General features: G+C 55.9%; 25 protein-coding genes and 1 tRNA gene. 24 read left to right on the top strand and 2 right to left on the bottom strand.

The genetic code is table 11. From position 1 onward, the window contains the following. Window positions 1-119 precede the first annotated feature (119 nt). Together rnr and smpB are read left to right on the top strand one after the other, a co-directional pair. A complete protein-coding gene (rnr, locus tag BLW59_RS10155; protein WP_074697686.1) occupies window positions 120-2,801 on the top strand; it encodes a ribonuclease R in 2,682 nt (893 codons plus the stop codon). Between the two features lie 142 nt (window positions 2,802-2,943). Further along, complete coding sequence (gene smpB, locus BLW59_RS10160; protein WP_029540873.1) at window positions 2,944-3,417, top strand: SsrA-binding protein SmpB; 474 nt, start codon at window positions 2,944-2,946, stop codon at window positions 3,415-3,417. A 6-nt stretch (window positions 3,418-3,423) separates the two neighbouring features. Here smpB and BLW59_RS10165 read toward each other — a convergent pair whose 3' ends face one another. Further along, window positions 3,424-3,933, bottom strand: coding sequence for a lecithin retinol acyltransferase family protein (locus tag BLW59_RS10165; RefSeq protein ID WP_051650050.1), 510 nt, complete (start codon window positions 3,931-3,933; stop codon window positions 3,424-3,426). A 181-nt stretch (window positions 3,934-4,114) separates the two neighbouring features. Here BLW59_RS10165 and BLW59_RS10170 point away from each other — a divergent pair, with 181 nt between their 5' ends. From BLW59_RS10170 to BLW59_RS10185, 4 genes are all read left to right on the top strand, one after another. Continuing rightward, entirely contained in the window at window positions 4,115-5,089 is a 975-nt protein-coding gene (locus BLW59_RS10170; RefSeq protein WP_318258495.1) for an ABC transporter substrate-binding protein, read from the top strand. Beyond that, window positions 5,090-5,962, top strand: coding sequence for an ABC transporter permease (locus BLW59_RS10175; protein ID WP_074697688.1), 873 nt, complete (start codon window positions 5,090-5,092; stop codon window positions 5,960-5,962). A 13-nt stretch (window positions 5,963-5,975) separates the two neighbouring features. After that, on the top strand, window positions 5,976-6,770 hold the full coding sequence (locus BLW59_RS10180; protein ID WP_074697689.1) for an ABC transporter ATP-binding protein: 795 nt from the start codon (window positions 5,976-5,978) through the stop codon (window positions 6,768-6,770). Window positions 6,771-6,872: 102 nt separating this feature from the next. After that, window positions 6,873-8,216: an amino acid permease gene (locus tag BLW59_RS10185; RefSeq protein WP_074697690.1), complete on the top strand. Its 1,344-nt coding sequence runs from the start codon at window positions 6,873-6,875 to the stop codon at window positions 8,214-8,216. A 197-nt stretch (window positions 8,217-8,413) separates the two neighbouring features. Here the strand turns inward: BLW59_RS10185 and BLW59_RS18140 are convergent, their stop codons facing one another. Next, complete coding sequence (locus tag BLW59_RS18140; protein WP_318258488.1) at window positions 8,414-9,544, bottom strand: CheB methylesterase domain-containing protein; 1,131 nt, start codon at window positions 9,542-9,544, stop codon at window positions 8,414-8,416. Window positions 9,545-9,776: 232 nt separating this feature from the next. Here BLW59_RS18140 and BLW59_RS10195 point away from each other — a divergent pair. From BLW59_RS10195 to mreC, 18 genes are all read left to right on the top strand, one after another. Then, window positions 9,777-9,852: transfer RNA gene (locus tag BLW59_RS10195), tRNA-Thr, on the top strand. Window positions 9,853-10,029: 177 nt separating this feature from the next. Then, window positions 10,030-11,109: a hypothetical protein gene (locus BLW59_RS10200; RefSeq protein ID WP_074697691.1), complete on the top strand. Its 1,080-nt coding sequence runs from the start codon at window positions 10,030-10,032 to the stop codon at window positions 11,107-11,109. Window positions 11,110-11,238: 129 nt separating this feature from the next. Further along, on the top strand, window positions 11,239-12,597 hold the full coding sequence (locus tag BLW59_RS10205; protein WP_074697692.1) for an MATE family efflux transporter: 1,359 nt from the start codon (window positions 11,239-11,241) through the stop codon (window positions 12,595-12,597). 25 nt (window positions 12,598-12,622) lie between these two features. Then, on the top strand, window positions 12,623-14,578 hold the full coding sequence (gene ftsH / locus BLW59_RS10210) for an ATP-dependent zinc metalloprotease FtsH (protein WP_074697693.1): 1,956 nt from the start codon (window positions 12,623-12,625) through the stop codon (window positions 14,576-14,578). Window positions 14,579-14,635: 57 nt separating this feature from the next. Continuing rightward, window positions 14,636-14,812, top strand: coding sequence for a twin-arginine translocase TatA/TatE family subunit (tatA, locus tag BLW59_RS10215; protein ID WP_074697694.1), 177 nt, complete (start codon window positions 14,636-14,638; stop codon window positions 14,810-14,812). Between the two features lie 136 nt (window positions 14,813-14,948). Further along, complete coding sequence (locus BLW59_RS10220; protein WP_029540849.1) at window positions 14,949-15,590, top strand: amino acid ABC transporter permease; 642 nt, start codon at window positions 14,949-14,951, stop codon at window positions 15,588-15,590. Next, the gene (locus BLW59_RS10225) at window positions 15,571-16,353 is read left to right on the top strand and encodes an amino acid ABC transporter ATP-binding protein (protein ID WP_074697695.1); all 783 of its coding nucleotides are present in this window, start codon (window positions 15,571-15,573) and stop codon (window positions 16,351-16,353) included. The genes BLW59_RS10220 and BLW59_RS10225 overlap by 20 nt, the downstream gene beginning before the upstream one ends. A 291-nt stretch (window positions 16,354-16,644) precedes the next feature. Continuing rightward, complete coding sequence (locus BLW59_RS10230) at window positions 16,645-17,916, top strand: N-acetylmuramoyl-L-alanine amidase (RefSeq protein WP_074697696.1); 1,272 nt, start codon at window positions 16,645-16,647, stop codon at window positions 17,914-17,916. 75 nt (window positions 17,917-17,991) lie between these two features. Beyond that, window positions 17,992-19,209, top strand: a complete 1,218-nt coding sequence (locus tag BLW59_RS10235) for a YecA family protein (protein ID WP_318258490.1) — start codon at window positions 17,992-17,994, stop codon at window positions 19,207-19,209. A gap of 69 nt (window positions 19,210-19,278) precedes the next feature. Further along, window positions 19,279-19,545 carry a 30S ribosomal protein S20 gene (gene rpsT / locus BLW59_RS10240; protein ID WP_029540836.1) on the top strand — a complete coding sequence of 89 codons (267 nt, stop codon included), beginning with the start codon at window positions 19,279-19,281 and terminating at the stop codon, window positions 19,543-19,545. A 78-nt stretch (window positions 19,546-19,623) separates the two neighbouring features. Beyond that, entirely contained in the window at window positions 19,624-21,420 is a 1,797-nt protein-coding gene (lepA, locus tag BLW59_RS10245) for a translation elongation factor 4 (RefSeq protein ID WP_029540833.1), read from the top strand. Window positions 21,421-21,472: 52 nt separating this feature from the next. Beyond that, complete coding sequence (gene hemW / locus BLW59_RS10250; protein WP_074697697.1) at window positions 21,473-22,606, top strand: radical SAM family heme chaperone HemW; 1,134 nt, start codon at window positions 21,473-21,475, stop codon at window positions 22,604-22,606. 74 nt (window positions 22,607-22,680) lie between these two features. Further along, complete coding sequence (locus tag BLW59_RS10255) at window positions 22,681-22,866, top strand: YjfB family protein (RefSeq protein ID WP_029540826.1); 186 nt, start codon at window positions 22,681-22,683, stop codon at window positions 22,864-22,866. Between the two features lie 186 nt (window positions 22,867-23,052). Then, window positions 23,053-23,322 carry a DUF4321 domain-containing protein gene (locus BLW59_RS10260; protein WP_074697717.1) on the top strand — a complete coding sequence of 90 codons (270 nt, stop codon included), beginning with the start codon at window positions 23,053-23,055 and terminating at the stop codon, window positions 23,320-23,322. Window positions 23,323-23,334: 12 nt separating this feature from the next. Beyond that, window positions 23,335-23,931: a Maf family protein gene (locus BLW59_RS10265; protein WP_074697698.1), complete on the top strand. Its 597-nt coding sequence runs from the start codon at window positions 23,335-23,337 to the stop codon at window positions 23,929-23,931. Continuing rightward, the gene (gene radC / locus BLW59_RS10270) at window positions 23,894-24,589 is read left to right on the top strand and encodes a RadC family protein (RefSeq protein WP_074697699.1); all 696 of its coding nucleotides are present in this window, start codon (window positions 23,894-23,896) and stop codon (window positions 24,587-24,589) included. The genes BLW59_RS10265 and radC overlap by 38 nt, the downstream gene beginning before the upstream one ends. A 127-nt stretch (window positions 24,590-24,716) precedes the next feature. Next, window positions 24,717-25,760 (top strand): rod shape-determining protein, encoded by a 1,044-nt coding sequence (locus BLW59_RS10275; RefSeq protein ID WP_029545605.1) that lies wholly within the window; start codon window positions 24,717-24,719, stop codon window positions 25,758-25,760. Then, window positions 25,757-26,698, top strand: a complete 942-nt coding sequence (mreC, locus tag BLW59_RS10280; RefSeq protein ID WP_074697700.1) for a rod shape-determining protein MreC — start codon at window positions 25,757-25,759, stop codon at window positions 26,696-26,698. The genes BLW59_RS10275 and mreC overlap by 4 nt, the downstream gene beginning before the upstream one ends. Window position 26,699: the final 1 nt, after the last annotated feature.

The following is a 26,699-nucleotide window of genomic DNA, read 5'->3' on the forward strand; positions in this document are numbered from 1 at the left end:
GATTTCCGCGTCCGCGGGGCCCATCCATGGGCCCTGGGGTTCGGATAGTACGAGTGTTTGATAGTACGAGTGTTTGTGTGGTACGGATTGTACGGAATTTTATTTTGGAGTAAGAACGTATGGAATTGAAAGAACGTATTTTGGCTTATATGCGCGAGGATGCTTATAAGCCGCTTTTGGCAGAGGAGCTGGCGGAGAATCTGGAGCTTAGCGAAGAGGAGCAGGTGGCTTTCTCTGAGGCTTTGGAGGAGCTGGAGCAGGAAGGGGCCATTATCAGGAACCGCAGCGACCGCTATGGCACCCCTGCCCGGATGCACCTGGTGGTGGGGCGGATTTCCATGACTGCCAAGGGCTTTGGCTTTATTATTCCCGATGTGAGGGAGACTGAGGAAGAGACGGATGTCTTTGTGCCGGGGCCTGCCATTGGCTCTGCCATGCACGGTGACCGGGTGGTGGCCCGGGTCACGCCCTCTGAGCAGGAGGGGCGTTCCCGTGAAGGAGAGATCCTGCGGATCCTGGAGCGGGCCAATGAGAAGATAGTGGGCACCTTTGAGAGCAGCAAGACCTTTGGCTTTGTGACGCCGGACAATACCAAGCTCACCCAGGATATCTTCATCCCCAAGAAGCAGATCCATGGGGCCAAGACCGGCAGCAAGGTAGTGGTGGAAATCACCAAGTGGCCCGACGGCCGCCGCAGCGCTGAGGGTAATGTCATCGAGATCCTGGGCAAGGTAGGGGATCCTGGCGTGGATGTGCTTTCTGTCATGCGCCAGTATGACCTGTCAGAGACCTTCCCCAAGGAGGTTCAGAAGGCTGCCGATGGGGTGGAGCAGGAACCTTCCCCCGAGGAGTACCGCGGCCGCCGCGACCGCCGCAACTTCCCCATTGTCACCGTAGACGGGGAGGATTCCAAGGATTTGGACGATGGCGTCTATGCCTACAAGAAGGAGGACGGCTCCTACTTCCTGGGTGTCTACATCGCTGACGTCAGCCACTATGTGCGGGAGAACCAGCCACTGGATATCGAGGCCCGTGAGCGCGGCACCAGCGTTTATTTGGTAGACCGCGTGATTCCCATGCTGCCCAAGGAGCTTTCTAATGGCATCTGCAGCCTGAATGCCGGTGTTGACCGCCTTTCCATGGCCTGTGAGATGCATCTTTCCCCTGAGGGCGAGATCACCAGCTACGAGATTATCCCCACGGTGATCCATGTCTACCGCCGCCTTACCTACAATATGGTGAACAAGGTACTGGTGGAAAAGGCAGAGCCCTATGTGTCTGACAATGAGGACATCAGGGAGATGCTGGAGACTCTGGCAGAGATCAGGAACCTTCGCAAGAAAATCCGCCATGCCCGCGGCTCCATTGATTTCGAGCTGCCTGAGGTGAAGGTGAAGCTGGACGAGCAGGGGCACCCGGTGGCGCTCATCAAGCGCGAGGGCTCTCTGGCTGAGTCCATTATCGAGGAGTGCATGCTCTCCGCCAATGAGACCGTGGCCAAGCACATGGATCTCAGGCATAAGCCCTTCATTTACCGTGTCCATGAGCAGCCCAGCGAGGAGAAGATTGAGCGCTTCAACAACCTGCTGGCAGCCTTTGGCCTCTTTGTCCGCAAGGATGAGGCTGGCCATATCAAGCCCATGGATGTGGAAAAGGTGCTGGAGAAGGTGCAGGGCAAGCCCGAGGAGCGCATCATCTCCACCGTGGCTCTGCGTTCCATGCAGCAGGCCCGCTACAGCGAGATGTCCCTGGGCCACTTCGGCCTGGCAGCCCGTTACTACACCCACTTCACTTCGCCTATCCGCCGCTACCCTGACCTCATTGTCCATCGCCTCCTGCGTGAGGAAATGGCTGAGGGAGGCATGCCCATGGAACGCGAGGCCAGGCTCAAGTCCATGCTGCCGGAGATTGCCGACCATGCTTCTGCCCGTGAGCGGGTGGCCATCGAGGCTGAGCGGGAAACTACGGATATGAAGAAAATCGAGTACATGGCCCAGTTCGTGGGTGAGGAGTTCACCGGCGTCATCAGCGGCGTCACCGCCTTCGGCATCTTCGTAGAGCTTGATAACGGCGTGGAGGGACTGGTACATGTCTCCACCATGATCAACGACTTCTACGAGTACCGTGAGGACCTCTACGCCATGGTGGGTGAGCGCACCCGGCAGCAGTACCGGCTGGGTGATGAGGTGCAGATCGTGCTGGTGCGCGCCAATGTGGAAGAGCGCAACCTTGATTTCGTGCTGAAGGACAATGGCGCCGATGATGCCCAGGCTCTGAGAAATGCCGTGGGCGGCGGCCGCAAGAACAGTGGCAAGCCCAAGGCTGACCGCAAGGAACGCGACAGGAATCGCGGCGGCAGGAAGCGCGGCCCCAAGGATGGCGACCTGGTTGCTTCCGTGCTGGAGGAGATTCCCGATGACGGCAAGAGCAAGAGCCAGCATAAGGGCCACCGCCCAAAGCGCCGCGGCTCTTCGGGAGAGAAGATTTCCCGTCCTGCCGGAGACAAGCCAGCCAAGGGCCGTGCTTCCCGGGCACAGGAGCGCAGCACCGACCGCACGGGACGTGCAGAGCGTGCCACCAGGGAAACCCTGGGCAGGAAGCGCAATGGCGGCAAGAGCCGTGAGGAGCGCCGGGAGGGTGATTACCATCGGGTGAAGATCACGGGCCTGAACTCTGCTGTCTGGCCAGATCCCCCCGGCTACCACGAGCGCAAGGAGCAGGAAATGCGCCGTGAGGGCGCGCCAAAAGGCCGCCCCCATCTCAATCGCAAGACAGAGGGCGGCACGGGTAACTCAAAGTGAGCAAAGTAAGTGAGGGGCAAGGACGCAGCATAAGCGTAACGTGTGAAATTTTTCCGCAGGAAAAATTTCAAGTGAAGCGTTGCTGTGCCCTTGTCCCGAACGCCTTAACATAAGTCAAATCTCAAGAAGAAAGGTGGAGGCTATGGGAAAGCAGAACGCTGCCATCAAGATTGTCTGCGAGAACCGCAAGGCTCGCCATGACTTCTTCATACATGAAACCTTTGAAACCGGCCTGGAACTCAAGGGCACTGAGGTCAAGAGCCTCCGTGCAGGCCGTGCCAACCTCAAGGACAGCTACGCCTTTATCAAGAACGGCGAAGTCTTTGTAGAGCACATGCATATCAGCCCCTATGAGCAGGGCAATATCTTCAACCATGACCCTCTGAGGGTGCGGCGCCTGCTCATGCACAAGGCGGAGATAGTGAAGCTCTTCAGCCAGACGAGAGAGAAGGGCTTCACACTGGTGCCCCTGAAGATCTACTTCAAGCATGGCCGGGCCAAGCTTGAACTGGCCCTGGCTTCCGGCAAGCACAACTACGACAAGCGTGCCGATCTCCAGGCCAAGGCTGCCAAGAGGGATATTGAAAGGGCCTTGAAGGACAGGCAAAGATTTTAAAAGGATTCAATCATCTACAGCATCTGCTGCTTTGGGCGGCAGGTGCTTTTCTTTTTGCTCATGGGCGGGGGAGGGAGATGCAGGGACGGTATCAAGCTTGGGCAGCAGCAGGGAAAGTATTTCTTCTACCTGTGTGGACATGCCAATTCCCGTCTTGCACCAAAGGGCGAAGTGCTCGCAGTTGTTGCTTACTAGATTGTAGCCTTTTTCCCCAATCTTGCTGCGGGCCCGGGCTACCGTCTCTTCCGGGGAAAATGACTGGAAGTCCTCTCCCCAGATACGCTTGATCAGCCAGTCCAGGAGCTGCTTGTGGTTGCTGTCCCCGTTCAGCACATAGAGGGTGTTGCTGCCGGACATGAATTCGGAAAGGCTGGTTTCCCTGATGATACCGTCGGACACCAGCGGGTTCTTTTCTTTGTAATAATGGACGACACGATCATTGCCTGTGTAAACACCGAAATGCTGATAGCCCCGGTGCTTCACATAGACGATGTCGCCGCTTTCTGCTGTTGCCATAGGTTTCGCTCCTTTGCGTGTTTCGTTTATATAACTATTCTAGGTGGATAAAGGTAAATCCTTGCAGGCCTCTGCTTGATTTTTATGTGTAATGTTGTATAATAAAACCTGTCTACTTACAGGAAACAAATATTACAAAAAGGTGGGGATTGATATGTTAAGCGTAAAAAAACTCAAAGGGATGGTTGCGGCGGCTCTGTTTGCCACGGCAGCCCTGACGGCTGGCTGCGGCGGCGGTGACCAGGCTGCTGGCAGCGGGGAGAAGACTTATCATGTGGGCATTGTCCAGTTGGTGGAGCACAATGCTCTTGATGCTGCCAACAAGGGCTTTGTGGACGGCCTGAAGGAGCGTGGCTTTGAGGAGGGCAAGAACCTCACCATTGACCGCCAGAACGCACAGGCTGACCAGTCCAATCTGCAGAATATCGCCCAGCGCTTTGTAAGCGCCAAGCTTGATCTGATTTGCGCTATTGCCACCCCGGCGGCCCAGACCATAGCCAATGCCACCAAGGATATTCCCATCCTGGGCACGGCTATCACCGACTATGAGGGTGCCAAGCTGGTGAAGAGCAACAAGGAACCCGGCGGCAATGTTTCCGGCACCAGTGACATGAACCCCATCAAGGAGCAGATCGACCTGCTGCTGAAGCTCAAGCCTGATGCCAAGGTCATCGGCACCATCTATTCCTCCAGCGAGGTGAACTCCGAGGTGCAGATCAAGGCCATGACTGAATACGCAGAGAGCAAGGGGCTCACTGTGAAGGTGGCTACTATCTCCACCGTCAACGATATCCAGCAGGCTGCCCAGAGTCTCATTGGCTCTGTAGATGCATTCTATGAGCCCACGGATAACGTGATTGCTTCCGCTTTCCCCACTCTGCTCGATATCACCAACAGCGCCAGGGTGCCTGTCATCTGCGGCGAGCCGAATATGGTGAAGGTGGGCGGCCTGGCTACCTACGGCATTGACTACTACAAGCTGGGTGTCCAGACGGGCCACATGGCAGCTGATGTGCTGCAGGGCAAGGCCAAGACCGCTACCCTGCCCGTGGAGCTGGCCAAGGACCTGAAGGTCTCCGTGAACAAGAAGAATGCAGAGCTCCTGGGCATCAAGCTGCCTGAGGATGTACTGAAGGATGCGGAGGTCGTTGAGTAAATGGATCTGGTTATTTCAACCGTCTCCCAGGGCCTTCTGTGGGCCTTGCTGGCGATTGGAGTTTATCTGACTTTCCGGGTGCTGGATATCGCTGACCTGACAGTGGAAGGTTCCTTCCCCCTGGGGGCGGCGGTGGCGGCATCCCTGCTGACGGCGGGCTGGCAGCCCATCCCCGCCATCTTCATGGCCTGTGTGGCTGGCATGATTTCCGGTGTGGTGACGGGCTTTCTCTGCACCAAGCTGAAGATTCCGGCCCTGCTGGCGGGCATCCTTACCATGATTGCCCTTTATTCCGTGAACCTGCGGGTCATGGGCAAGGCCAACCTGCCGCTCTTGCAGCAGGAAACCATCTTCACCATCTTCCCCGTGGGGGGAGACAAGAGCATGACGGTGCTGATCATCGGCGCTGTGGTCGTGCTCCTGGTGTCCCTGGCCTGCTACTGGTTCTTCGGTACGGAAATTGGGGCAGCAGTCCGGGCTACCGGCAATAACCCTCACATGATCCGTGCCAACGGCATCGACACTGACGTGATGATCGTGCTGGGCCTGCTGCTGTCCAATGGACTGGTGGCTATTTCCGGGGCCCTGGTGGCCCAAAGCAACGGCTTTGCTGATGTGGGCATGGGGGTAGGCACCATCGTCATCGGCCTGGCGTCCGTGATTATCGGCGAGGTGCTTTTCGGTACCCGCAGCTTCAAGAACTGCCTGATTTCTGTCATCCTGGGCTCCATTGTCTATCGCGGCGTCATTGCCATTGTCCTGCAGATGGGCATGCCGCCTAATGACCTGAAGCTTTTCACGGCGGTGCTGGTGGCCATTGCCCTGTCCCTGCCGCTGATTCAGTCCCGCTGGCGCAAGATGCGCAGGGCATAGGGAAAGGACGAATATGTTAGATATCAAGGATATTTCCAAGACTTTCAATCCCGGCACCATCACCGAGAAGCTGGCCCTCAGGAAACTCTCCCTGCATCTTGCACCGGGGGATTTCGTGACGGTCATCGGCGGAAATGGTGCGGGCAAATCAACGCTCCTGAATTCCATTGCGGGAACTTTTCCGGTGGATACAGGCAGCATCACCATTGCGGGCACGGATATCACCAAGTGGCCGGAGTACAAGCGGGCCAAGTTCATCGGCAGGGTTTTCCAGGACCCCATGATGGGCACGGCGGCCAATATGATGATAGAGGAAAACCTGGCCATTGCCTCCCGGCGGGGCAAGCGTCCTACTCTGCGCTGGAGTTCTTCCGACAAGGAGCGGGGGCAGTTCCGGGAGCTTCTGGCAGGTCTGCACCTAGGACTGGAGGACAGATTGGAGTCCAAGGTGGGTCTTCTTTCCGGCGGCCAGCGCCAGGCACTGACCCTGCTCATGGCTACTATGGTGCGGCCCCAGCTCTTGTTGTTGGACGAGCATACGGCAGCCCTTGACCCCAAGACGGCGGAACAGGTGCTGAGCCTCACGAAGAAAATCGTGGAGGAACAGCAGCTCACCACCCTGATGATCACCCACAATATGCGCGATGCTTTGCGGCTGGGGAACCGGCTGATCATGATGTACGACGGGCGCATCCTGGTGGATGTGGCAGGGGAGGAGAAGAAGAACCTCTCCGTGAAGGATTTGCTGGCTATGTTTGAAAAGGCGGCAGGCAGTGAGCTCACCAGTGACAGTCTGCTGCTGAGTTAAAAACTGGATAATAAAGATTGGCAGTGCCTCCGGGTGGCGGCACTGCTTTATTTATTGTATAATATCATTCGTGTCAATTTATTTTAGAAATGGGATGAATCAATGAGTCAAGCGAAAGCAAGCAAAATGCGGCGGGGCCTCAAGAACCGTCACCTGCAGATGATTGCCCTGGGAGGCGCCATCGGCACGGGGCTGTTCTACGGCTCTGCTTCTACTATCGCCCTGGCGGGACCTTCGGTGATGTTGGCCTATCTTCTGGGGGGCATCGTGATTTTCTTCATCATGCGCATGCTGGGAGAAATGGCGGTGGACGAGCCGGTATCAGGTTCCTTCAGCTATTATGCCAGCAAATACTGGGGCAGTTTCCCGGGGTTCATGTCCGGGTGGAATTATTGGTTTAATTATGTCATTGTTTCCATGGCAGAGCTCACGGCGGTGGGCATTTACATGAATTTCTGGCTGCCAGACCTCCCCCAGTGGGTCAGTGCCCTGGTGTGCCTCATTGTCATTACGGCAGCCAATTTCATCAACGTGCGCATGTACGGCGAGATGGAGTTCTGGATGGCGCTTATCAAGATCACTGCCATCCTGATGATGATTGTGCTGGGGCTGTACCTGCTCTTTGGCGGCACCATGTCCTTCCCGGAGAACGTCTCCAACCTCTGGTCACACGGCGGTTTCCTGCCCAATGGCTGGTGGGGGCTGGGCCTGTCGCTTACGGTGGTCATGTTCTCCTTTGGCGGTATTGAGCTTATCGGCATCACTGCCGGTGAAGCTGATGACCCTGACCGTACCATCCCCCAGGCCATCAACGGTGTCATCGTGCGCATCCTGCTCTTCTATGTGGGCACCATGGCGGTGCTCATGGCTCTCTGGCCCTGGAATGAAGTGGGCATGGAGGCCAGCCCCTTTGTGCAGATTTTCTCCAATGTGGGCATCCCGGCAGCTGCCCATATCCTGAACTTCGTGGTGCTGACGGCGGCCATTTCTGTCTACAACTCCGCCATTTACAGCAACAGCCGCATGCTTTACGGCCTGGCTGCTGATGACGATGCTCCCACCTTCCTGGAGAAGATTTCCGGACGCGGGGTGCCGGTGAACGGCATCCTGGTATCATCGGGCATTACCCTGTTGGTGGTCGTGCTGAACTACATGTTCCCGGGCCATGTCTTCATGTACTTCATCTCCATAGCCACGGCAGCGGCAGTGGTAGACTGGATTGTCATCTGCATCACCCACCTGAAGTTCAAGGAATACTGCAGAAGGGAAGGCAAGGATACCAAGTTCAAAGCCATCCTCCATCCCTGGACCAATTACCTCTGCCTGGCGTTCCTCTTAGGCGTGGTCTTCATGATGACCCAGATCCCCGACATGCAGCTGGCAGTAATAATCACGCCTTTGTGGTTGTTTGCACTGTGGCTCGGTTATAAATATAAAAATCGGTAACTCATCGAACCCCCGAACCCCCGACCCCCCGGCGCCCAAGGATGGGCGCTCCTGTGGCCGTTGAATTTAGGACAAATTCAAGGCCACGTTTTCTTTTGGTTCGTTTTCTTTGCGCCAAAGAAAATGAACAGCCGAAACCAAACAAAGAAAGCAAACCAAAAATCCCGAAGAAACTCATCTTAGAGCATCTTCGGGATTTACTTATTATTAGCAACTCTAGTAATAGCCGCCGCAATATCCGGCAGCGGCAGCTGTTCACACACCGCCCCCTGATCAAAGGCCGCCTTTGGCATGCCGTACACCACGCTGGTGGCCTCATCCTGCCCCAGGGTATAGGCCCCTTGGGCCCTCATCTGCGAGAGTCCGTCAGCCCCGTCGCGTCCCATGCCTGTGAGGATTACCCCCAAGGCTTTGTCCCCCACATATTTGGCTACTGTGTCAAAGAGCACATCCACGGCAGGACAGCAGCTGTGGACAGGCGGTCCAGGGGTGCAGTCCAGCACCAGGGGGCCTGAGCCTGTGCGGCTGAGGGTCATGTGCTTGCCGCCTGGCGCAATATAAACATGGTTTGGCTCCACCTTATCCCCGGTCTCTGCTTCCTTGATGGAAAGGGGACACTCTTCATTGAGCCGGTTGGCCAGGAGCTTCGAGAACATGGCCGGTATATGCTGCACAATGACGATGCCGGGCAGTGGAGGTTTCAGCCCGTGCAGCACCACGGACAGGGCTTCCGTACCGCCAGTAGAGGAGCCGATGGCAATGAGCTCGATGGGGCCGCCCCGACGGGGAGGCGGCATGGAGGGGGGAGCGGCAGGCGGGACAGCTGCTGAAGGTGTGCGGCGGGCCAGGGGAGAAAGGCCCGGACGCGCTGCCGGACGGTTGAAGGAAGAGACAGGGCGGGGAGCTGCTGCCCCTTCGCCAGGACGGGCTGAGGCAGGGGCATTTCTCAAGGCCTGCAGGTCATCTGCCAGCAGGTGGTAGAAGTGATCGGACAGCAGAGGGTCCGAGGACTTGACCATGTATTTGAGAGCACCCATGCGCTGGGCGGTCTGCTGGCTGGAATTGACCCTGCCGAAAGCGATGGTGGGAATCTGCATCTTCTTGGCCAGCAGGCTGATGAGCATTTCGCCTTCGATGCGGGTGAGGGCCATGGAGAAATTCAGCACCACCGCATTGGGCTTGAACTGGCGCGTCTTCTCGATGGCTTCAGCGGCACCAGAAGAAAACTCCACCTGGCTGTCTTTAGGCAGGCGCAAAGCCAGCTCTTGTGCAATCTTGTTGTCGCCCAATATTTGGTTGCCTATGACTAAGACGCGCAGGGCTGGCATGGCGCCGCCTCCTTACCAATTAGCTTGATGTATGTTTCTGCACAAACTACACTATATTGTATATTCTACGCCTGAATGGAAAAACCTTCTCAATATGTGCTCTGGTTTGGCACCAATAGGCTGACTGCCTTATAAGTTTTGCCAATGAGGTTAGAGGAAATAAAAAAATATATTGACAGAGAGGCAGAGATGGATTATAATATAACCCGTCAGTTGCGCAAGTAACGGATATGCTAGCTTAGCTCAGTTGGTAGAGCAGCTCATTCGTAATGAGCAGGTCACAGGTTCAAGTCCTGCAGCTAGCTCCATTGAGATTTCAGCTCCCGAGGAATCGGGGGCTTTTTGCATTATCTAGGGCAAATAAAATTCTTTTCTAAACAGGATTTAATGCTATTGTCAAAGAAATAACTTAAAATATAGGATGAAAATGCCGATATATGCTATATAAGATTGGATTTAGTTGATAAAGACAGAGGGTTGATAGCATGGCCAAAAAAATATTATGCCTTACTATGCTGATGGGACTGCTGTTTTCCTGTGCCTGCGTGAGCGCTGCGCCCCAGGTGATACATGCCACGGGGGTCTATGTCATGGGGGATAATGATTCGCCCAAGATTGCCAAGGATGCGGCCCGGCAGGAGGCTATGCGGTCAGCAGTGGAGCAGGCAGGGGTATATGTGGAAAGTTACTCCCGCACGCAGAACTACGAGCTGACTGAGGATGATGTGCGCATGATTTCCGGGGCGGTGCTGAAGGTCACCCATGAGAACTCTGTGCCGGAACTCACGGGCAATGTGCTCAAATATACAGTGAATATCACCGCCGAGGTGGACACGGATACCATCGACTTGCAGAATATGATGCAGAAGCGGCAGGAACTGGAAAAGCTGCAGAAGGAGCGGGACGAGCTCAAGAAGCAGAATGAGGAGCTGTTGCAGAAATACGAGCACGCCAGCGGCAGGGAAAAGCGGGAAATCGGCCATCAGCTGGAAAACCAGTACACTCTGGGGCAGATTTTTGACGAGTGCGTGGCCCTCATCCAAAGGGGGGAGCACAATGCTGCCATTACCCGGCTCACCAAGGTTATCCGCGATACCAGCGTCACGGACAGCCCCCTGGCCTATGCCTATTATCTGAGAGGTCGGGCTTATTACGGCCTGCGCTCTGATGACAATGCCATGCTGGATTTTGACAGTGCCCAGAATACGCCCCATGATGATGCCATCTATCCCATCTGGAAGTGCCATCGCTATCGCGGCCTGATCTACTATGACAGGCAGCGTTACCAGGAGGCCTACAACGAGCTGAAGTGGGCCTGGGAGGCCTCACCCAAGGATGACCGGGAGCTTTGGAACGAGCTGCAGCGGGCAGATGAGATGGCCAACAAGCGGCAGGACCCTCCGCCCCAGCAGCCGCCTGCCCAGTCCGGTGACAACATGGAGGATATGTGGAAGCAGGTCATAGGCAATATCCTCATCGATGCTATCAAGGGTGAGATCAGCAAGGGACAGAACCGTGGCCATGAGGTCTACCGGGGTACGCCCCGGGCAAGGATTCCGGTCTGAAAATCTGAGAAACGAATAGCAGAGTCTGCCCCATGCGCCTTTTGCGGTGCATGGGGCTGTTTATCTGCTGTATTTGTGTTATGATAGTATGGCAAGTTTGTTTGATTTACTAAGGAGTGCGTTTTGGCTATGAAAGCCACTGAACTTGATATGACTCACGGGTCCCTGTGGGACAAAATCGTGAAATTCGCCCTGCCTTTGGCCCTGACGGTGTTTTTGCAGCAGCTCTACAACGCGGCCGATGTGGCGGTGGTGGGGCGCTTTGTGGGCACGGAAGCCATGGCGGCGGTGGGCACCAATGTCTCCATCATCGGCCTGCTGGTGAATCTCTTCATGGGGATTTCCCTGGGGGCCAACGTCATGGTGGCGCGCTTTATAGGGGCCAGGGATATGGAGAAGGCCGGCAGCGCTGTCCATACTGCCTTCCTGCTGGCTCTGGCGGTGGGGCTGGGGCTTATGGTCCTGGGCGAGCTGCTGGCTGGGCCTGTGCTCACGGCTCTGGCGGTGCCGGAAAGCGTCATGCCTCTAGCAGAGATGTATCTGCGGGTGTTCCTGCTGGGCATGCCCTTTATGGGACTTTACAACTTCCAAGCTGCCATCTTCCGCAGTCGGGGAGATACCAAGACTCCCTTGCAGGTCCTGGCGGTGACCAGTGCCGCCAATGCCCTGCTGGATCTCTTGTTTGCCGGTCCTTTGGGCTGGGGCATTGCAGGGGTGGCAGGAGCTACGGTGCTGGCCCAATTCATGGCGGCAGGCATGCTCCTGCATGTGCTGCGCCATACGGAAGGTGTCATCCGCCTGGACCTCAGGCAGCTGCACTGGCAGGGGCAGAGGATAAAGGAAATCGTGAAGATCGGCCTTCCTGCAGGCATCCAGGCCATGGTTTTCTCCCTGTCAAATATTGTCATACAGGCCGCCATCAATAGCCTGGGGGCGGAAACCATGGCAGCTTCCAGCGCCGCCTTCACCATTGAGATCAATGTCTATTGCATTGTTTATTCTTTCTCCCAGGCGGCTACCACCTTTGTGAGCCAGAACTATGGGGCGGGGAAGCTCTTCCGCTGCCGTCGGGCCACCTGGCTGTGCTTTGGATTGGGGCTTTCCTTTATGACCACTGTCTCCCTGCTGGTGCTTTTCTTCGGGGAGACACTGCTGGCCCTTTTTGACAGTCATCCCGAGGTCATCGCCTTGGGCATGGTGCGCATCTGGTATGTGGTGGTGCCTGCCGGCATCAACGGCATTGTGGATATTTTCTCAGGGGCCCTCAGGGGCTACGGTTTTTCTCTGCAGCCTGCCGTGCTGGCCCTGGTGGGCATCTGCGGGGTGCGGCTCACCTGGGTCTATACGGCTTTTGCCCAGAATCCTGACTTTGCCACCTTGATGTTCTGTTATCCCCTGAGTTGGACGGTGACCGCGGTGTTCATCGCCATCGCCTACTGGTTCTATACAAAGCATGTGAAGGTGCTGCGCCTGCGCGTGGCTAGATAAACACTCCCGGGAAAGGAGTTTTTCCATGAACGAAGTAAAGAAGCCCGAGCGGCCCATTATTTTTTACTATATTGTGACACTCATACTGCTGGTGGCCTTCAACCACCTCTTCATGCCTTACTTTGAAGCCAAGAAAGTGCAGGAGGTGGAATACAACACCTTTATCCAGCAGACCGAAGCCAGGAATGTGGAGAAGGTTTCCATCAAGGAAAACCAGATCATCTTCACGGAAAAGGAAGACGGCAATACTTATAAGACGGGCCGCATCAATGACCCGGACCTCACCAAGCGGCTCTACGAGTCAGGGGCGGATTTCTCCGGGGAAATCGTGGAGGAGATGTCGCCCTTCATGAGCATCTTGCTGTCCTGGGTGCTGCCCCTCTTGATTTTCTTTGCCATCGGCCAGTATATGTCCCGCAAGATGATGGAGCGCATGGGGGGCGGCCGTGACTCCATGATGTTCGGCCTGGGGGGCTCCAAGGCGAAAGTCTACATCAAGAGCGCCCAGGGGGTGAAGTTCAGCGATGTGGCAGGGGAGGAGGAGGCTAAGGAGAATCTTTCCGAGATTGTCTCCTACCTCCATGACCCTGAGAAATTCAAGGCCATCGGCGCCTCCATGCCCAAGGGGCTCCTGCTGGTGGGGCCTCCCGGCACTGGCAAGACCCTGCTGGCCAAGGCCGTGGCAGGCGAGGCAGATGTGCCCTTCTTCTCTATGTCCGGCTCTGAGTTCGTGGAGATGTTCGTGGGCCTGGGGGCTTCCAAGGTCCGGGACCTTTTCAAGCAGGCCAAGGAAAAGGCTCCCTGCATCGTCTTCATTGACGAGATTGACGCCATCGGCAAGAAGCGCGACGGCCAGATTGGCGGCAATGACGAGAGGGAGCAGACCCTGAACCAGCTGCTGACGGAAATGGACGGCTTCGAGGGCAATTCCGGGGTCATTATCCTGGCGGCTACCAACCGGCCTGATTCCCTGGACCCTGCCCTCACCCGTCCCGGCCGTTTCGACCGCCGGGTGCCCGTGGAGCTGCCCGACCTCAAGGGCAGGGAGGAAATCCTCAGGGTCCATGCCAAAAAAATCAAGGTGCAGGCAGAGGTGGACTACAACAAGGTAGCCCGCATGGCTTCCGGAGCCTCCGGGGCGGAGCTGGCCAACATCGTCAACGAGGCGGCCCTCAGGGCTGTCCGGGACGGCAGGAACGAAGCCAGCCAGTCAGACCTGGAGGAAAGCATAGAGGTGGTCATCGCCGGCTACCAGAAGAAGAATGCCATTCTCTCTGACAAGGAAAAGTGGACAGTGGCCTATCACGAGGTGGGGCATGCCCTGGTGGCTGCTCTCCAGACCCATTCCGCCCCTGTGCAGAAGATCACCATCATTCCCCGCACCTCCGGGGCCCTGGGCTACACCATGCAGGTGGAGGAGGAAGGAAACCACTACCTCATGAGCAAGGAGGAACTGGAGAACAAGATTGCCACCTTCACGGGAGGGCGGGCGGCCGAGGCCCTGATTTTTGACACCATCACCACGGGGGCTTCCAACGACATCGAGCAGGCCACCAAGATGGCCAGGGCCATGATCACCCGCTACGGCATGAGCGAGGAATTCGGCATGGTGGCTCTGGAGACTGTCACCAACCGCTATTTGGGCGGCGATACCAGCCTGGCCTGCTCCATCGAGACCCAGACTGCCATCGACCATCAGGTCATGGCGCTGGTGAAAAGGCAGTATGAGAAGGCTTACAAGCTATTGGAAGACAATCGCGAAGCGCTGGAGAAGATCGCCAGGAAGCTCTATGAGCAGGAAACCATCACCGGGGATGAGTTCATGGAGCTGCTGGATATGGATGACAAGGGCAAGGAGGAAGAAACTGCTCCTGAGCCTGCAGCTGCTGGTGTGGAAGAATCCCTGCTGGAAGAAAGTTTTGAAGAAAAATTGGCCAGGCAGCAGGAAAACGTTGATATACAGGAGAATATCAGAGAATAAGAGTAAGATTGCCCATGATACGGATGTCCGGGCTTGTTTTTAGGAGGTCAACAAATCATGTTAGGACTTAGCATACCGAAACTTTTATTGATACTGGCAGTAGCTCTCGTGCTCTTCGGCGGCAAGCGCCTGCCACAGCTGGGCAGAAGCATCGGTGAAAGCATCAAGGGCATCAAGGACGGCCTGGCAGCAGAGCCGGTGCCCATTGATGATAAGAAAGAACAGAAGCTTTGAGTTATGTGGCCGCGCCGAAAGGCGCGGCTTTTTTGATAGCCCTCCCCTATGGGGAAGGCTTTACAGGTTCACAATTTCATAGTATAATATTCTGCGTTAATGCTTTATCACACTAAAGAAAGTTGGTAGAATATAGATGAACCTGCTGGATATGATCCTCCAGATGGCAGAGGGCAGCAAAGTCACGCTGGAAATTTTCTTCGTGACTTTGCTGCTGGCACTGCCACTTGGTATGCTGGCTTCGCTGGCCAGGCTGTCCTCCTGCCGTCCTTTGTCCCTGCTGATGGAATTTTATATATGGCTGATGCGCGGGACGCCCTTGATGTTGCAGCTCTTATTCGTGTATTTTGCCCTGCCCATGGTGGGCATCATGCTGCCGGATCTGGCGGCGGCGCTCCTGGCCTTTACCCTGAACTATGCCGCTTACTTTGCGGAGATTTTCCGCTCCGGCATCCAGGCGGTGCCCAAGGGCCAGTATGAGGCGGCCAAAACTCTGGGCATGAGCTATACCCAGACCATGCGCAGGATTATTCTCCCGCAGGTTATCCGCATCGTGCTGCCTCCCATCAGCAACGAGACTATAAACCTGGTGAAGGATACTTCCCTTATCTATATCCTGGCCATGAATGACCTGCTGAGGGTGGCCCGCACTATCGTGCAGCGTGATTTTGACATGATGCCCTTCCTGGTGGCGGCGGTGTTCTATCTGCTCATGACCTTTGTGCTGACCTGGGGCTTCAAGCGTTTGGAGGTGCGTTATGGCAGATATGCAAAATAAAGGCGACGTCATGCTGCGGGTTTTGGACGTGAAGAAGTCCTTCGGGGACCTTGAGGTGCTGAAGGGCATTGACCTTACTGTAAGGCGGGGGGAAGTGCTGGCCATCATCGGTCCTTCCGGCTCAGGCAAATCCACTCTCCTGCGCTGTCTGAACAAGCTGGAAACCATTGATTCCGGTTCCATTGAGATTGAGGGCAAGCCTTTGGTCAGGACCGGGGCAGAGGGGACGGCCCAGTATGTGGACGGCAAGGCGGAAAGGGAAGTCCTCTCCCGCATGGGCATGGTGTTCCAGCAGTTCAACCTTTTCCCCCACATGACGGTGCTGGAAAACCTCATCGAGGCGCCAGTGCAGGTGCAGGGCATGAAAAAGGCAGATATTCTCCCTTATGCCAGGGAATTGCTGAAGAAAGTAGGCCTCAGCGACCGTGAGGACTACTACCCCAGCCAGCTCTCCGGCGGCCAGCAGCAGCGTGTGGCCATCGCCCGGGCTCTCTGCATGAAGCCTGATATCATGCTCTTTGACGAGCCTACCTCGGCCCTTGACCCGGAGCTTACCGGCGAGGTGCTGAAGACCATGCGGGAGCTTGCTGCCGAGCACATGACCATGGTGGTGGTGACTCACGAGATGGCCTTCGCCAGAGAGGCCGCCAGCCATGTGATATTTATGGCGGATGGGAACATAGTCGAAGAAAACTCACCTAAAGAGTTCTTTGGGAGTCCGAAGGAAGAACGGACAAAATTGTTCTTGAAGAATATGCTTTGATTGATGGACAGTCGACCCTCTTTGCCAAGGGCGGCTGTTCATTTTCTTTGGCGCAAAGAAAACGAACCAAAAGAAAACGTGGCCTTGCATTTCATCCATGAAATCCAACGGCCACATGACGCCCATCCATGGGCTGAAGATTGAGTAGTCTTGGGATAGCACAAAACGCCAATTGTCCGGATTTCGCCTATGGCGAAATCTGAACAATTGCGTTATAATAGAGCCTGTAGTGTGTGTGGAAGCGTTGGTGTACATAGAAATAATGTTCACATTTCCAAGTAGGAGGTTTCTATGAGACACTTAAGGCTCTTGATATTTATGCTTTTGGCCTTGACCCTCTTGCCCTTGCAGGCTTCGGCTTCGGACTTTGGGGAGCGGGTCAGCGGCATGGCGGAGGTCACGGGGGTGCGCATCAGTAGCCATAGTGACAAAGTCCGCATCGTGGTGGAAGCCACGAAAGATATGGCCTTCAAGCAGATAATCCTTTCCAACCCGGACAGGGTGGTGGTGGATTTGCCCAATGCCTGGCTCAGTCCCAAGGCCAGGAAGGATATTGATTTAGACAGTCCCTTCGCCGGAAGGCTTAAGGTGGCACAGTTCGACAAGCAGACTGTGCGTATCGTGGTGGAAACCAAGGTGGGCAGGAACAACTACAATGTGTTCAAGCTGACAGGCGGAGCTGCGGCCTGCCGTATCGTGTTGGACTTCGGGGACATCTCGGAAAGCTCGGATAACCGCAAGATAGATCTGCCGGATGGAAGTGCCCAGCAGCCTGAGCCTGCCTATATGCCGCCGGCTTCCGAGACGGATGAGGTGGAGCAGGAGATGGCTTCCCCTGACAAGTCCGAAAGAACGGAGGAGCCTCAGGACACTGGCAAGAAAGAGGCTGAAAAGAAAACGTCCATCAAGGTGGAGGAAACTCCCAGCGGGGGCATCTTTGAAGGCAGTGACAAGGACAGCGGCGATGAGCTGGACAAGATCACAGGACTCAAAGGCAGGAAGATTGCCATTGATGCCGGCCATGGCGGCAGTGATTCCGGCGCCATCGGACCCACGGGGGTCATGGAAAAGACCATTACCCTGAAAGTCGCCACGGAACTCAAGAATCTCTTGGTGGCAGAGGGGGCTACGGTCTATATGACCCGTACCAAGGATACGGAAGTGTCCCCCAAGAAAGGCCGGGCTACAGACATTGAGGAACTGCAGGCCCGTTGTGATATTGCCAATGCAAAGGACGCAGACATCTTCATTTCCATCCACATGGATTCCTTCACCAATGCTGCCGCCAAGGGCACCACGGGGTATTATTACGCCAGGGGCTCCAAGAAGTCCCGGGAATTGGCGGATAAGATCCGCCAGGGGGTCATAGACCAGATAGGCACCCAGAGCCGCGGCACCCAGAGCTGCAACTTCTACGTGGTGAAGCATACGGATATGCCTGCCACGTTGGTGGAGCTGGCCTTCATCTCCAACCGTGCGGAGGAGAAGCTCCTGTACAGCGATGCCGGCGCCAAGAAGGCTGCCCAGGGGATACTGGATGGCATAGAGGATTATTTCAATTAAGGTTTTTCAAAAAGACCAACCTCAGTAAATTTGCGAGGTTGGTTTTTGGATTTTCAAGGTAGAGGAGTAAGTACATTGCAGGACAAGAATTTCGAGAATCCCGCGGAGATGCTGGAAGCGGAAATGAAGGCGGATGCTGAGGCGCGCAGGGCCCAGCTTTACAGAAGGAAGCTGCCCAAGGAGCTCAGCCTGGCGGCGGCGCTGGGGGAGATGACCAGGGCAGAGCTGGATGATATCCGCTACAACCTGAACGTCACGGGCACCAGCTCCCTGAAGAAGGCGGAGCTGATTGAGCGCCTGGTGCCGGAAATCACCGCTTTTGCCCGCCGCTGGCTGCCCTCCGCCCTGGTGGAGCAGCGTCAGTGCTTTGAGCATCTGCTGGAGAAGCAGGGCCTTTCCACGGAGCTGCGGGACGATGACCTGCGTCTTGACTATCTTAGGGGCATTGGCCTGCTGGCCTGCGGCGTGGACAAAGAATCCGAAAAGCTGGCCTGGTATCTGCCGGCAGAACTGCAGGAGGAAATCAGGAAGATCAGCGGCGGCGCCTACAATTCCATGACGGAGCTCAATACGGAAATGGCCCGTCTGACCGCAGGCCTCCTGTTCTACTATGGCTATCTGAACTTCGAGCAGCTTTACGGAATGGTCATGGGCTATCTGGACAAGGCCGCTGCTGCCGAGGTCACCTTCCAGGATTTCGTGGGGGTCATGCTGAACGCTTCCTGCTGGCTGCCACAGATTGATGCCCTGCCCCAGGGCATGCGCTATTATGCCCTGCTGGATGTGGAAAAGCTGGAGGACGAGCAGCATGCCCGGGAGGCTCTGGGCTTTGCGCCCCTGGCTTACGACAAGGTCTACGAGGCCGGTGAGGAGAACTACATCGAGTCCACCAACGAGTACCGCGCCTTTGCCCAGTATCTGATGAAGGAATGCGGCTACGAGGTGCTGCAGGCGGCTGATGTGGTGGGAGAGATTTACATCCTCCTGCAGAATAGCGGCGATATCAATGAGGCGGCTGATTATCTTTCCGGCCTGGGCCTCATGGAAGATACGGAAAAGGCCAAGGTGCTCTTGATGCTCACGGCTGCTTTCAACAACAGCACCCGCATGTGGCGCCTCAAGGGCTATACCCCGGACGAGCTTTCTGCCAATGAGGAGGGCGGCTCTATGGGCAAAGTCATTCCCTTCGGCAGCCACAGCAAGGCTGCAGGCCGCAATGATCCCTGCCCCTGCGGTAGCGGCAAGAAGTACAAGAAGTGCTGCCTGAAAAAGGACGAGGCTAAGCTGAAATAAATAGCTTGCATTTCTCCGTCCTTCATGCTAAAATAGCAAGGTACTGAAATTTCGAGGGGGGTGAATCGTTTGCCGAATATCAAAGCATCTATCCTTAGTGTTAAGACTGACGCGAAGCGCCATGCTAAGAACGCTGCTGAGAAGTCCCGTGTCCGCACGGCTTCCCGTAAAGTGCTCGACGCTGTTGAGGCTGGTAACGCTGAAGAAGCGAAATCCCTCCTTACGGTTGCTTGCAAGACTATCGACCAGGCTGCTGCTAACCATGTGTATCACAAGAACGCTGCCAGCCGCAAGAAGTCCCGCCTTGCCCGCAAGGTCAACGCTATGGCAAAGTAATTCTCGCGATTACGATACAATGGAGCCGCCTGTGCTTTTCGCATGGGTGGCTTTTGTAATATTGAAAGGAAAATGTGAATGGAAAGCAAGCATATCCGCAACTTTTCTATCATTGCCCATATAGACCACGGCAAGTCCACCATTGCCGACCGCCTCATCGAGTACACTGGCACTCTGACCCAGCGTGAGATGGAGGCCCAGGTGCTGGACAATATGGACCTGGAACGGGAGCGCGGCATTACCATCAAGGCACAGACCGTGCGCCTGGACTACCGGGGCAAGGACGGGGAGATGTACCAGCTGAACCTCATCGACACCCCGGGCCATGTGGACTTCACCTACGAAGTCTCACGTTCTCTGGCTGCCTGTGAGGGCGCTCTCCTGGTGGTGGATGCTGCCCAGGGCGTAGAGGCCCAGACCCTGGCCAATGTCTATATGGCACTGGAGCACGACCTGGAAATCATCCCTGTCATCAACAAGATAGACCTGCCCAGCGCCGAGCCTGACCGGGTGAAGCAGGAAGTGGAGGACACCATCGGCCTGGATACGGAAAACGCCATCCTGGCCTCGGCCAAGGCGGGCATCGGCATTGAGGAAATCCTGGATGCAGTGGTGGAGCATATCCCTGCCCCGGAGGGGGACAAGGATGCTCCTCTGCAGGCTCTGATCTTTGACTCTTATTTCGACTCCTACAAGGGAGCTATTGCCCATATCCGGGTGAAGCAGGGCCGCATCAAGAAGGGCATGAAGCTCAAGATGATGGCTACGGGCAAGGTCTTCGAGGTCACGGACGTGGGCTGCTTCAAGCCCCAGCCTGTGGAGCTGGGTGAACTGAACGTCGGCGAAGTTGGCTTCGTGGCTGGCTCTCTGAAGGACGTGCGGGATGTGCGGGTGGGTGACACCATCACCACCGCCGAGCGGGGAGCCAAGGAGCCTCTGCCCGGCTACCGTGGCGTGACTCCCATGGTCTACTGCGGCCTTTACCCCGTGGACAGCGCCGATTACGACAACCTGAAGGATGCGCTGGAAAAGCTGCAGCTCAATGATGCTGCCCTGGTCTTCGAGCCTGAGACTTCCGTGGCCCTGGGCTTCGGTTTCCGCTGCGGCTTCCTGGGCCTCCTGCACATGGACGTCATCCAGGAACGCCTGGAGCGCGAGTACAAGCTGAAGCTCATCATCACTGCTCCTTCTGTTATCTATCACGTCTACAAGACCAACGGCGATATGGTGAAGGTCAGCAACCCTGCCGAGCTGCCGCCCCAGACGGAAATCCAGCACATGGAGGAGCCTTATGTGAAGGCCACTGTCATTGTGCCCAACGACTTTGTAGGCGCAGTCATGGAGATTTCTCAGGACAAGCGCGGGGAGTTCAAGACCATGGACTACCTGGACACCAACCGGGTGCTGATCACCTACCATATCCCCCTGAACGAAATCATCTACGACTACTTCGACCGCCTGAAATCCGCTACCCGGGGCTATGCTTCCCTGGACTACGAGCTGGCAGACTATCAGGAGTCCAAGCTGGTGAAGGTGGATATCCTCTTGAACGGCGATGCGGTGGACGCCCTGTCCACCATTGTCCATCGTGACCGGGCTGCTATCCGGGGCCGTCAGCTGGCTGCCAAGCTGAAGGAGATCATCCCCCAGCAGATGTTCGAGATTCCCATCCAGGCCGCCATCGGCAGCAAGGTCATCGCCAGAGAGAACGTAAGAGCCCGCCGCAAGGACGTGCTGGCCAAGTGCTACGGCGGCGATATCTCCCGCAAGAGGAAGCTCTTGGAAAAGCAGAAGGAAGGCAAGAAGCGCATGAAGGCCGTAGGCTCCGTGGAAATCCCCCAGGAGGCATTTATGGCCATATTGAAGATAGACTAAAACTAAAAAGCCTTCTCCGCAAGGGGAAGGCTTTATTTGGAGGTTTTGACAAGTGCAATGGGGCGTTTATGTGCACATTCCCTTCTGCAAGCGGAAGTGTAATTACTGTGACTTTGCCTCCTACGGAGGAAGAGAAGAAGCCAGAGAGGCCTATGTTGATGCCCTGGGGGTAGAGACGCTGGTGCGGGGGCAGGAAATGGTCTTGAAGCATGGTCGTCCTGCTACCCTTTACATGGGGGGCGGCACTCCCACGGCCCTGACTCTCGAACAGATGGGCACCGTCATGGCCCTGATGAAAAGCGTCTTCGGGGAGCCGGAGGAATTCACCGTAGAGGTGAATCCCGGCACCGTGGACGAAGAATACCTGAAAAAACTCCGGGAGTGGGGGGCCAACCGCCTGAGCATCGGTGTCCAGAGCTTCGATGATGATATCATCAAAAGGCTGGGCCGCATCCATACGGCGGCGCAGGCAGAGGAAACCATCAGGGCCGCCCGTGAGGCAGGTTTTGAGAATCTCAGCCTTGACCTCATGTACGGCCTGCCGGGGCAGACCATGGAGATATTGAAAGACAGCGTGGAGAAAGCCCTTGAGCTCGCTCCTCAGCATATCTCCATCTACGGCCTGCAGGTGGAGGAGGGCACTCCCTTCTATCGTGACCAGCAGGAAGAAAAGCTGGCCTTGCCGCCAGAGGCAGATACTGAGGCCATGTACGACTACATGACTGAGTTCCTGCCTGAGAAGGGGTGGCGCCGGTATGAGATCTCCAATTTCGCCAAGCCCGGGCTTGAGAGCAAGCATAACCTCAGCTATTGGCAGGATGTGCCCTATCTGGGCTTAGGCGCTGCGGCCCACTCCTATCTTGACGGCATGCGCCTGGAGAATGTGGCTGACCTGGATGAATACATCAATACTATCAAGTCCGGCAGCCTCCCCCTGCGCTCTGAAGAAGAACCCAGCGAGCAGCACCACATGGAAGAATTCGCCTTCCTGGCTCTGCGCACTGCCAAGGGCATTGACAAGAAGAAATTCAAGGAAACTTTCGGCAGGGACCTGCGCTCTGTCTACGGCAAGAAAATCAACCGCCTGGTGCGGGAGGGCCTCCTGCAGGAGAACAAGAAGTCCATCTCCCTCACCAAAGCCGGTGCAAAGGTAGGCAACCAGGTCTTCGCAGAGTTCCTGCTATAAAAAACACTTAAGTTTTCCCCGCAAAACATCGATAATAAGGGTAACACGGAAGTGTTTTACTAGGAGGTGCGCCTATGGGTGACAATTACATGAGCATTGCGGCCATGTCCGTGAGCATGCATCAACAACAGGCAGCTCAGGACCTGGGCACCGCGGTGCTGAAGAAAGCGATGGAGACGGCCGAGAGCGGCACGGAGCAGCTCTTGGGCGAACTCAGCTCAGATCCGAATCTGGGCGCAAATGTAGACATACTGGCGTGAGTCCAAAAAGGGCGGGAGCAACAATGCTCCCGCCTAAACCATTTTATTTTGAATTTTGAAACACGCTATTTTTACCTTGTGGTGGCTCTTGAAATTTTTCCTGCTGTTGTCCATAATATGTTAGGGACAATGGCAGGATTTTTTTCTGCTGCAAAGAAGATAGAAGATGTTTCGGGGGGGATTTGTTTGGCTAGATTGGGCGGCGGCAGCGGTCTTTGTGCCTTGTATGTGGTGGTAGGTGCCATTCTGGGGGGGCTTTTGGGTGAGCTTATCAAGATGAGTGATATGCTCTCCGGGGTGGCTCCCTATCTGGTAACTACTTATCAGGTGTTCGACATAGCACCTGTGACGGTGAATCTTTATGTATTGCAGTTCACTTTGGGGCTTTCTTTTGCACCGAACCTCATGAGTATCCTTGGTGTGGTGCTGGCTATCTATTTGTTCAAGAAATATTGAGGGGGAAGGATTTTGTTTATTTTGGCTTCGGGTTCTCCCAGGCGGCGGGAGCTTTTGAAACAGATTGGCGCCAGGTTCCGGGTGGCCATCAGTGATGCGGCAGAGCTTAAAGGTGACGGTTACGAGCCTTTTCAGCTGGTGAGGCACAATGCAGAGGCCAAGGCCGAGGCTGTGGCCCGCATTCACAAGACTCTGCCGGTGCTGGGAGCTGATACGGTGGTGGCTCTGGAAGGAAGGATTTTCGGCAAGCCCCGTGACGAGGAAGAAGCGAGGGAGATGCTGAAGGCCCTGTCCGGGAAAGTCCATGAGGTGCTGACAGGCATTGCCTGGGTGAAGGATGGCCATACTTTTTCCGAGGTCATTTCCACCAATGTGAAATTCGCCCAGCTGGCAGAGACGGAAATCGACAGGTATGTGGCAGGCGGCGAGCCTTTGGACAAGGCTGGGGCTTATGCCCTGCAGGGCGAGGCCGCTGTCTTCATTGAAGGTATCGAAGGTTCTTACAGCAATGTGGTGGGGCTGCCCCTCTTTGCCACGGCGGCCCTGGCCCGGAGAGCGGGGGTCGATATTTATGGCAGAGACGATTATGGTCAGGGATTTGCCCCTTGAGGAGAGGCCGAGAGAAAAACTTGTAAGCTACGGGCCGTCAGCTCTTTCTAATGCAGAGCTTTTGGCCATCCTCCTACGGACCGGCACCAGAGGGGAATCTGTGCTGCGCATGGCAGAGAGGGTGCTGGCCTACTGCAAGGACAGGGGCCTTGCAGCCATGGTGCACATGTCCGTGGAGGAGCTGGCGAAAATCAATGGCCTGGGCCCAGGCAAGGCTGCCACAATCCTGGCGGCAGTTGAGCTGGGCAGGAGGCTTTCTGTGGCAGAAGCCAGGATAGAAGTGATACACGGGCCGGAGGACGCGGCCCGTTTTGCTATGCCTCATTTTCGCCATGAGACGAAGGAACACTTTGCGGTGCTGCTGCTGAACACCAAGAACCACATCCTGGCCATGCCCCTTATCTCCCAGGGAAGTCTGACGGCTTCCGTGGTGCATCCCCGGGAGGTATTTGAGGCTGCGGTGCGGCACTCGGCGGCCTCCATGATACTCCTGCACAATCATCCCTCAGGCGACCCCAGTCCCAGCCGGGAGGATATTGCTGTCACACAGCGTTTGGTGAAGGCAGGACAGGTCATGGATATACCTGTACTGGACCATGTAATAATAGGAAATAATTCCTTTGCCAGCCTGAAGGAAAAAGGACTTATGGGGAACTGAGGAAGTGACTGCAGAAAAAGTGCCTGCATTTGCAAAAAAAATCCCCCAAAGCTTCATAAGTTGTGCTACAATGATGCTTGTATTATTTGTCTATGAATGAATTTCTGAAGGGAGTTTATAAATCAACATGTGGAGTCTTTTTGGTGGTTTTTCTCACGATATGGGTATCGATTTGGGTACCGCAAATACGCTGGTGCACGTGAAGGGCAGGGGCATTGTGCTGCGTGAGCCTTCTGTGGTGGCTATCAAGAGCGATACCGGCGACATTCTGGCCGTAGGTGAGGAAGCCAAGCGCATGATCGGCCGTACCCCCGGCAACATCGTGGCTATCCGTCCCATGAAGGACGGCGTCATTGCAGACTTCGATGTGACTCAGGCCATGCTGAAGTATTTCATTGCCAAGGCCATGAATTCAAAGACCTTGATTTCCAAGCCTCGGGTAGTGGTGGGTGTGCCTTCCGGCGTCACCGAGGTGGAGAAGCGTGCGGTCATCGATGCTGCCCAGCAGGCTGGTGCCCGTGAGGCTTACCTGATTGAGGAGCCTATGGCAGCAGCAATCGGCGCAGGCCTGCCGGTGGAAGATGCTACCGGTTCCATGGTAGTTGACATCGGTGGCGGCACTACTGAAATCGCAGTGATTTCCCTGGGGGGCATTGTCACCAGCCGCTCTATCCGCGTGGGCGGCGATGAGATGGATACTTCCATCGTCCAGTACATCAAGCGTATGTACAACCTGATGATTGGCGAGCGCACGGCTGAGGATATCAAGATTGAGATTGGTACGGCCATTGTCACCCCTGAAACTGACCGCACCATGGACATCCGCGGTCGTGACCTGGTCAGTGGCCTGCCCAAGACCCTGACCATTCAGGCCAAGGAAATCCGCGAGGCTCTCAATGAGCCCATCTACAAGATCATCGATGCTGTCAAGAGCACTCTGGAGAAAACTCCTCCTGAGCTGGCAGCTGATGTCATGGATCACGGCATCATGATGACCGGTGGCGGAGCCCTGCTCACCAACCTGGACAAGCTTCTTTCCAATGAGACGGGGATGCCGGTGCTGGTTTCCGAGGATGCACTTTCCTGTGTAGGCGAGGGCACGGGCAAGTCTCTTGAGAATATTGAACTCCTGAAGCGCGTCGTCATGACGAGCAAGAAGCTGAACTCGTGAGCCGGGTAAGACGTGATAAAAAGTCCCCTAAGAGGTTTTGGGCACTGCTGTTTGTCCTCGTCAGCCTGTTCTGCCTGATTCTTTTTGCAGCCAGGGGGCGCTTCCAGGTGCCTGTAGCCAGTCAGACGGTGTCTCTGATTCTTTCTCCTTTTCAGCAGGCTGTGTCCTGGGTGGGGGGCGAGATCAATTACGTCACCAGCAATATCTGGGAGATTGTCACTGTCCATGAGCAGAACAAGATGCTCAGGAATGAAGTGAACCAGCTGCGCCAGCAGAATCTCCAGGCCAGCGACTTTGCGGCAGAGAATGCCCGCCTGCGTGAGCTTTTGGGCTACAAGCAGGCTGCCACCCAGTTTGACCTGGTGGCAGCCAGAGTCATTGGCCGTGAGTCTGCTACCTGGTCCAGCATGGTGGTCATCAACAAGGGCCTGGTAGACGGTGTGGACAAGGATATGGCTGTGGTGACGGAAAAGGGCCTGGTGGGCCGGGTAATAGAAGCCGGTCCGAACTCTTCCAAGGTGCAGCTGATCCTTGACCCCCGTTCCTCCGTGGGCACACTGGTGCAGCGGGCAGAGTCCCGGGTCACTGGCATTGTGGTGGGGGATATGGATAATCCCACCATGCCGGATATGGTGAATATCCCGAAGACTGCCGACGTGCAGGAGGGAGATCTCATCATCACCTCCGGCTACGGTGGCGTGTTCCCCAAGGGACTGCCTGTGGGGCTGGTCACTACCTTGAAGAATGATGACGGGGGGCTTTTGAAGATTGCGGTGCTGGAGCCTGCGGTGGACTTCCAGAAGCTGGAAGATGTGGCGGTAATCGTTGCCTCCAGAGAGGCACCGCCTGAGCCCTTGAAGCCTCCTGTCCAGACCCCTGGCACAGAGACAGATCCTGCCACGGGAGAGCCTAAGAATGCAGAAGGGCAGGGGAACTGAG

Source organism: Selenomonas sp. KH1T6 (assembly GCF_900108415.1).
GTDB lineage: Bacteria > Bacillota > Negativicutes > Selenomonadales > Selenomonadaceae > Selenomonas_B > Selenomonas_B ruminantium_A.

Bases quoted from the DNA above. Each gene is read 5' to 3' on its own strand.
- BLW59_RS10205 (WP_074697692.1), top strand. From the start codon at position 11,239: ATGAAAGCCACTGAACTTGATATGACTCACGGGTCCCTGTGGGACAAA.
- BLW59_RS10165 (WP_051650050.1), bottom strand. From the start codon at position 3,933: ATGGCAACAGCAGAAAGCGGCGACATCGTCTATGTGAAGCACCGGGGC.
- BLW59_RS10170 (WP_318258495.1), top strand. From the start codon at position 4,115: ATGGTTGCGGCGGCTCTGTTTGCCACGGCAGCCCTGACGGCTGGCTGC.
- lepA (WP_029540833.1), top strand. From the start codon at position 19,624: ATGGAAAGCAAGCATATCCGCAACTTTTCTATCATTGCCCATATAGAC.
- BLW59_RS10230 (WP_074697696.1), top strand. From the start codon at position 16,645: ATGAGACACTTAAGGCTCTTGATATTTATGCTTTTGGCCTTGACCCTC.
- BLW59_RS10185 (WP_074697690.1), top strand. From the start codon at position 6,873: ATGAGTCAAGCGAAAGCAAGCAAAATGCGGCGGGGCCTCAAGAACCGT.
- smpB (WP_029540873.1), top strand. From the start codon at position 2,944: ATGGGAAAGCAGAACGCTGCCATCAAGATTGTCTGCGAGAACCGCAAG.
- BLW59_RS10200 (WP_074697691.1), top strand. From the start codon at position 10,030: ATGGCCAAAAAAATATTATGCCTTACTATGCTGATGGGACTGCTGTTT.
- BLW59_RS10180 (WP_074697689.1), top strand. From the start codon at position 5,976: ATGTTAGATATCAAGGATATTTCCAAGACTTTCAATCCCGGCACCATC.
- BLW59_RS10225 (WP_074697695.1), top strand. From the start codon at position 15,571: ATGGCAGATATGCAAAATAAAGGCGACGTCATGCTGCGGGTTTTGGAC.
- BLW59_RS10275 (WP_029545605.1), top strand. From the start codon at position 24,717: ATGTGGAGTCTTTTTGGTGGTTTTTCTCACGATATGGGTATCGATTTG.
- BLW59_RS10255 (WP_029540826.1), top strand. From the start codon at position 22,681: ATGGGTGACAATTACATGAGCATTGCGGCCATGTCCGTGAGCATGCAT.
- tatA (WP_074697694.1), top strand. From the start codon at position 14,636: ATGTTAGGACTTAGCATACCGAAACTTTTATTGATACTGGCAGTAGCT.
- rnr (WP_074697686.1), top strand. From the start codon at position 120: ATGGAATTGAAAGAACGTATTTTGGCTTATATGCGCGAGGATGCTTAT.
- radC (WP_074697699.1), top strand. From the start codon at position 23,894: ATGGCAGAGACGATTATGGTCAGGGATTTGCCCCTTGAGGAGAGGCCG.
- BLW59_RS10220 (WP_029540849.1), top strand. From the start codon at position 14,949: ATGAACCTGCTGGATATGATCCTCCAGATGGCAGAGGGCAGCAAAGTC.
- BLW59_RS10175 (WP_074697688.1), top strand. From the start codon at position 5,090: ATGGATCTGGTTATTTCAACCGTCTCCCAGGGCCTTCTGTGGGCCTTG.
- ftsH (WP_074697693.1), top strand. From the start codon at position 12,623: ATGAACGAAGTAAAGAAGCCCGAGCGGCCCATTATTTTTTACTATATT.
- BLW59_RS18140 (WP_318258488.1), bottom strand. From the start codon at position 9,544: ATGCCAGCCCTGCGCGTCTTAGTCATAGGCAACCAAATATTGGGCGAC.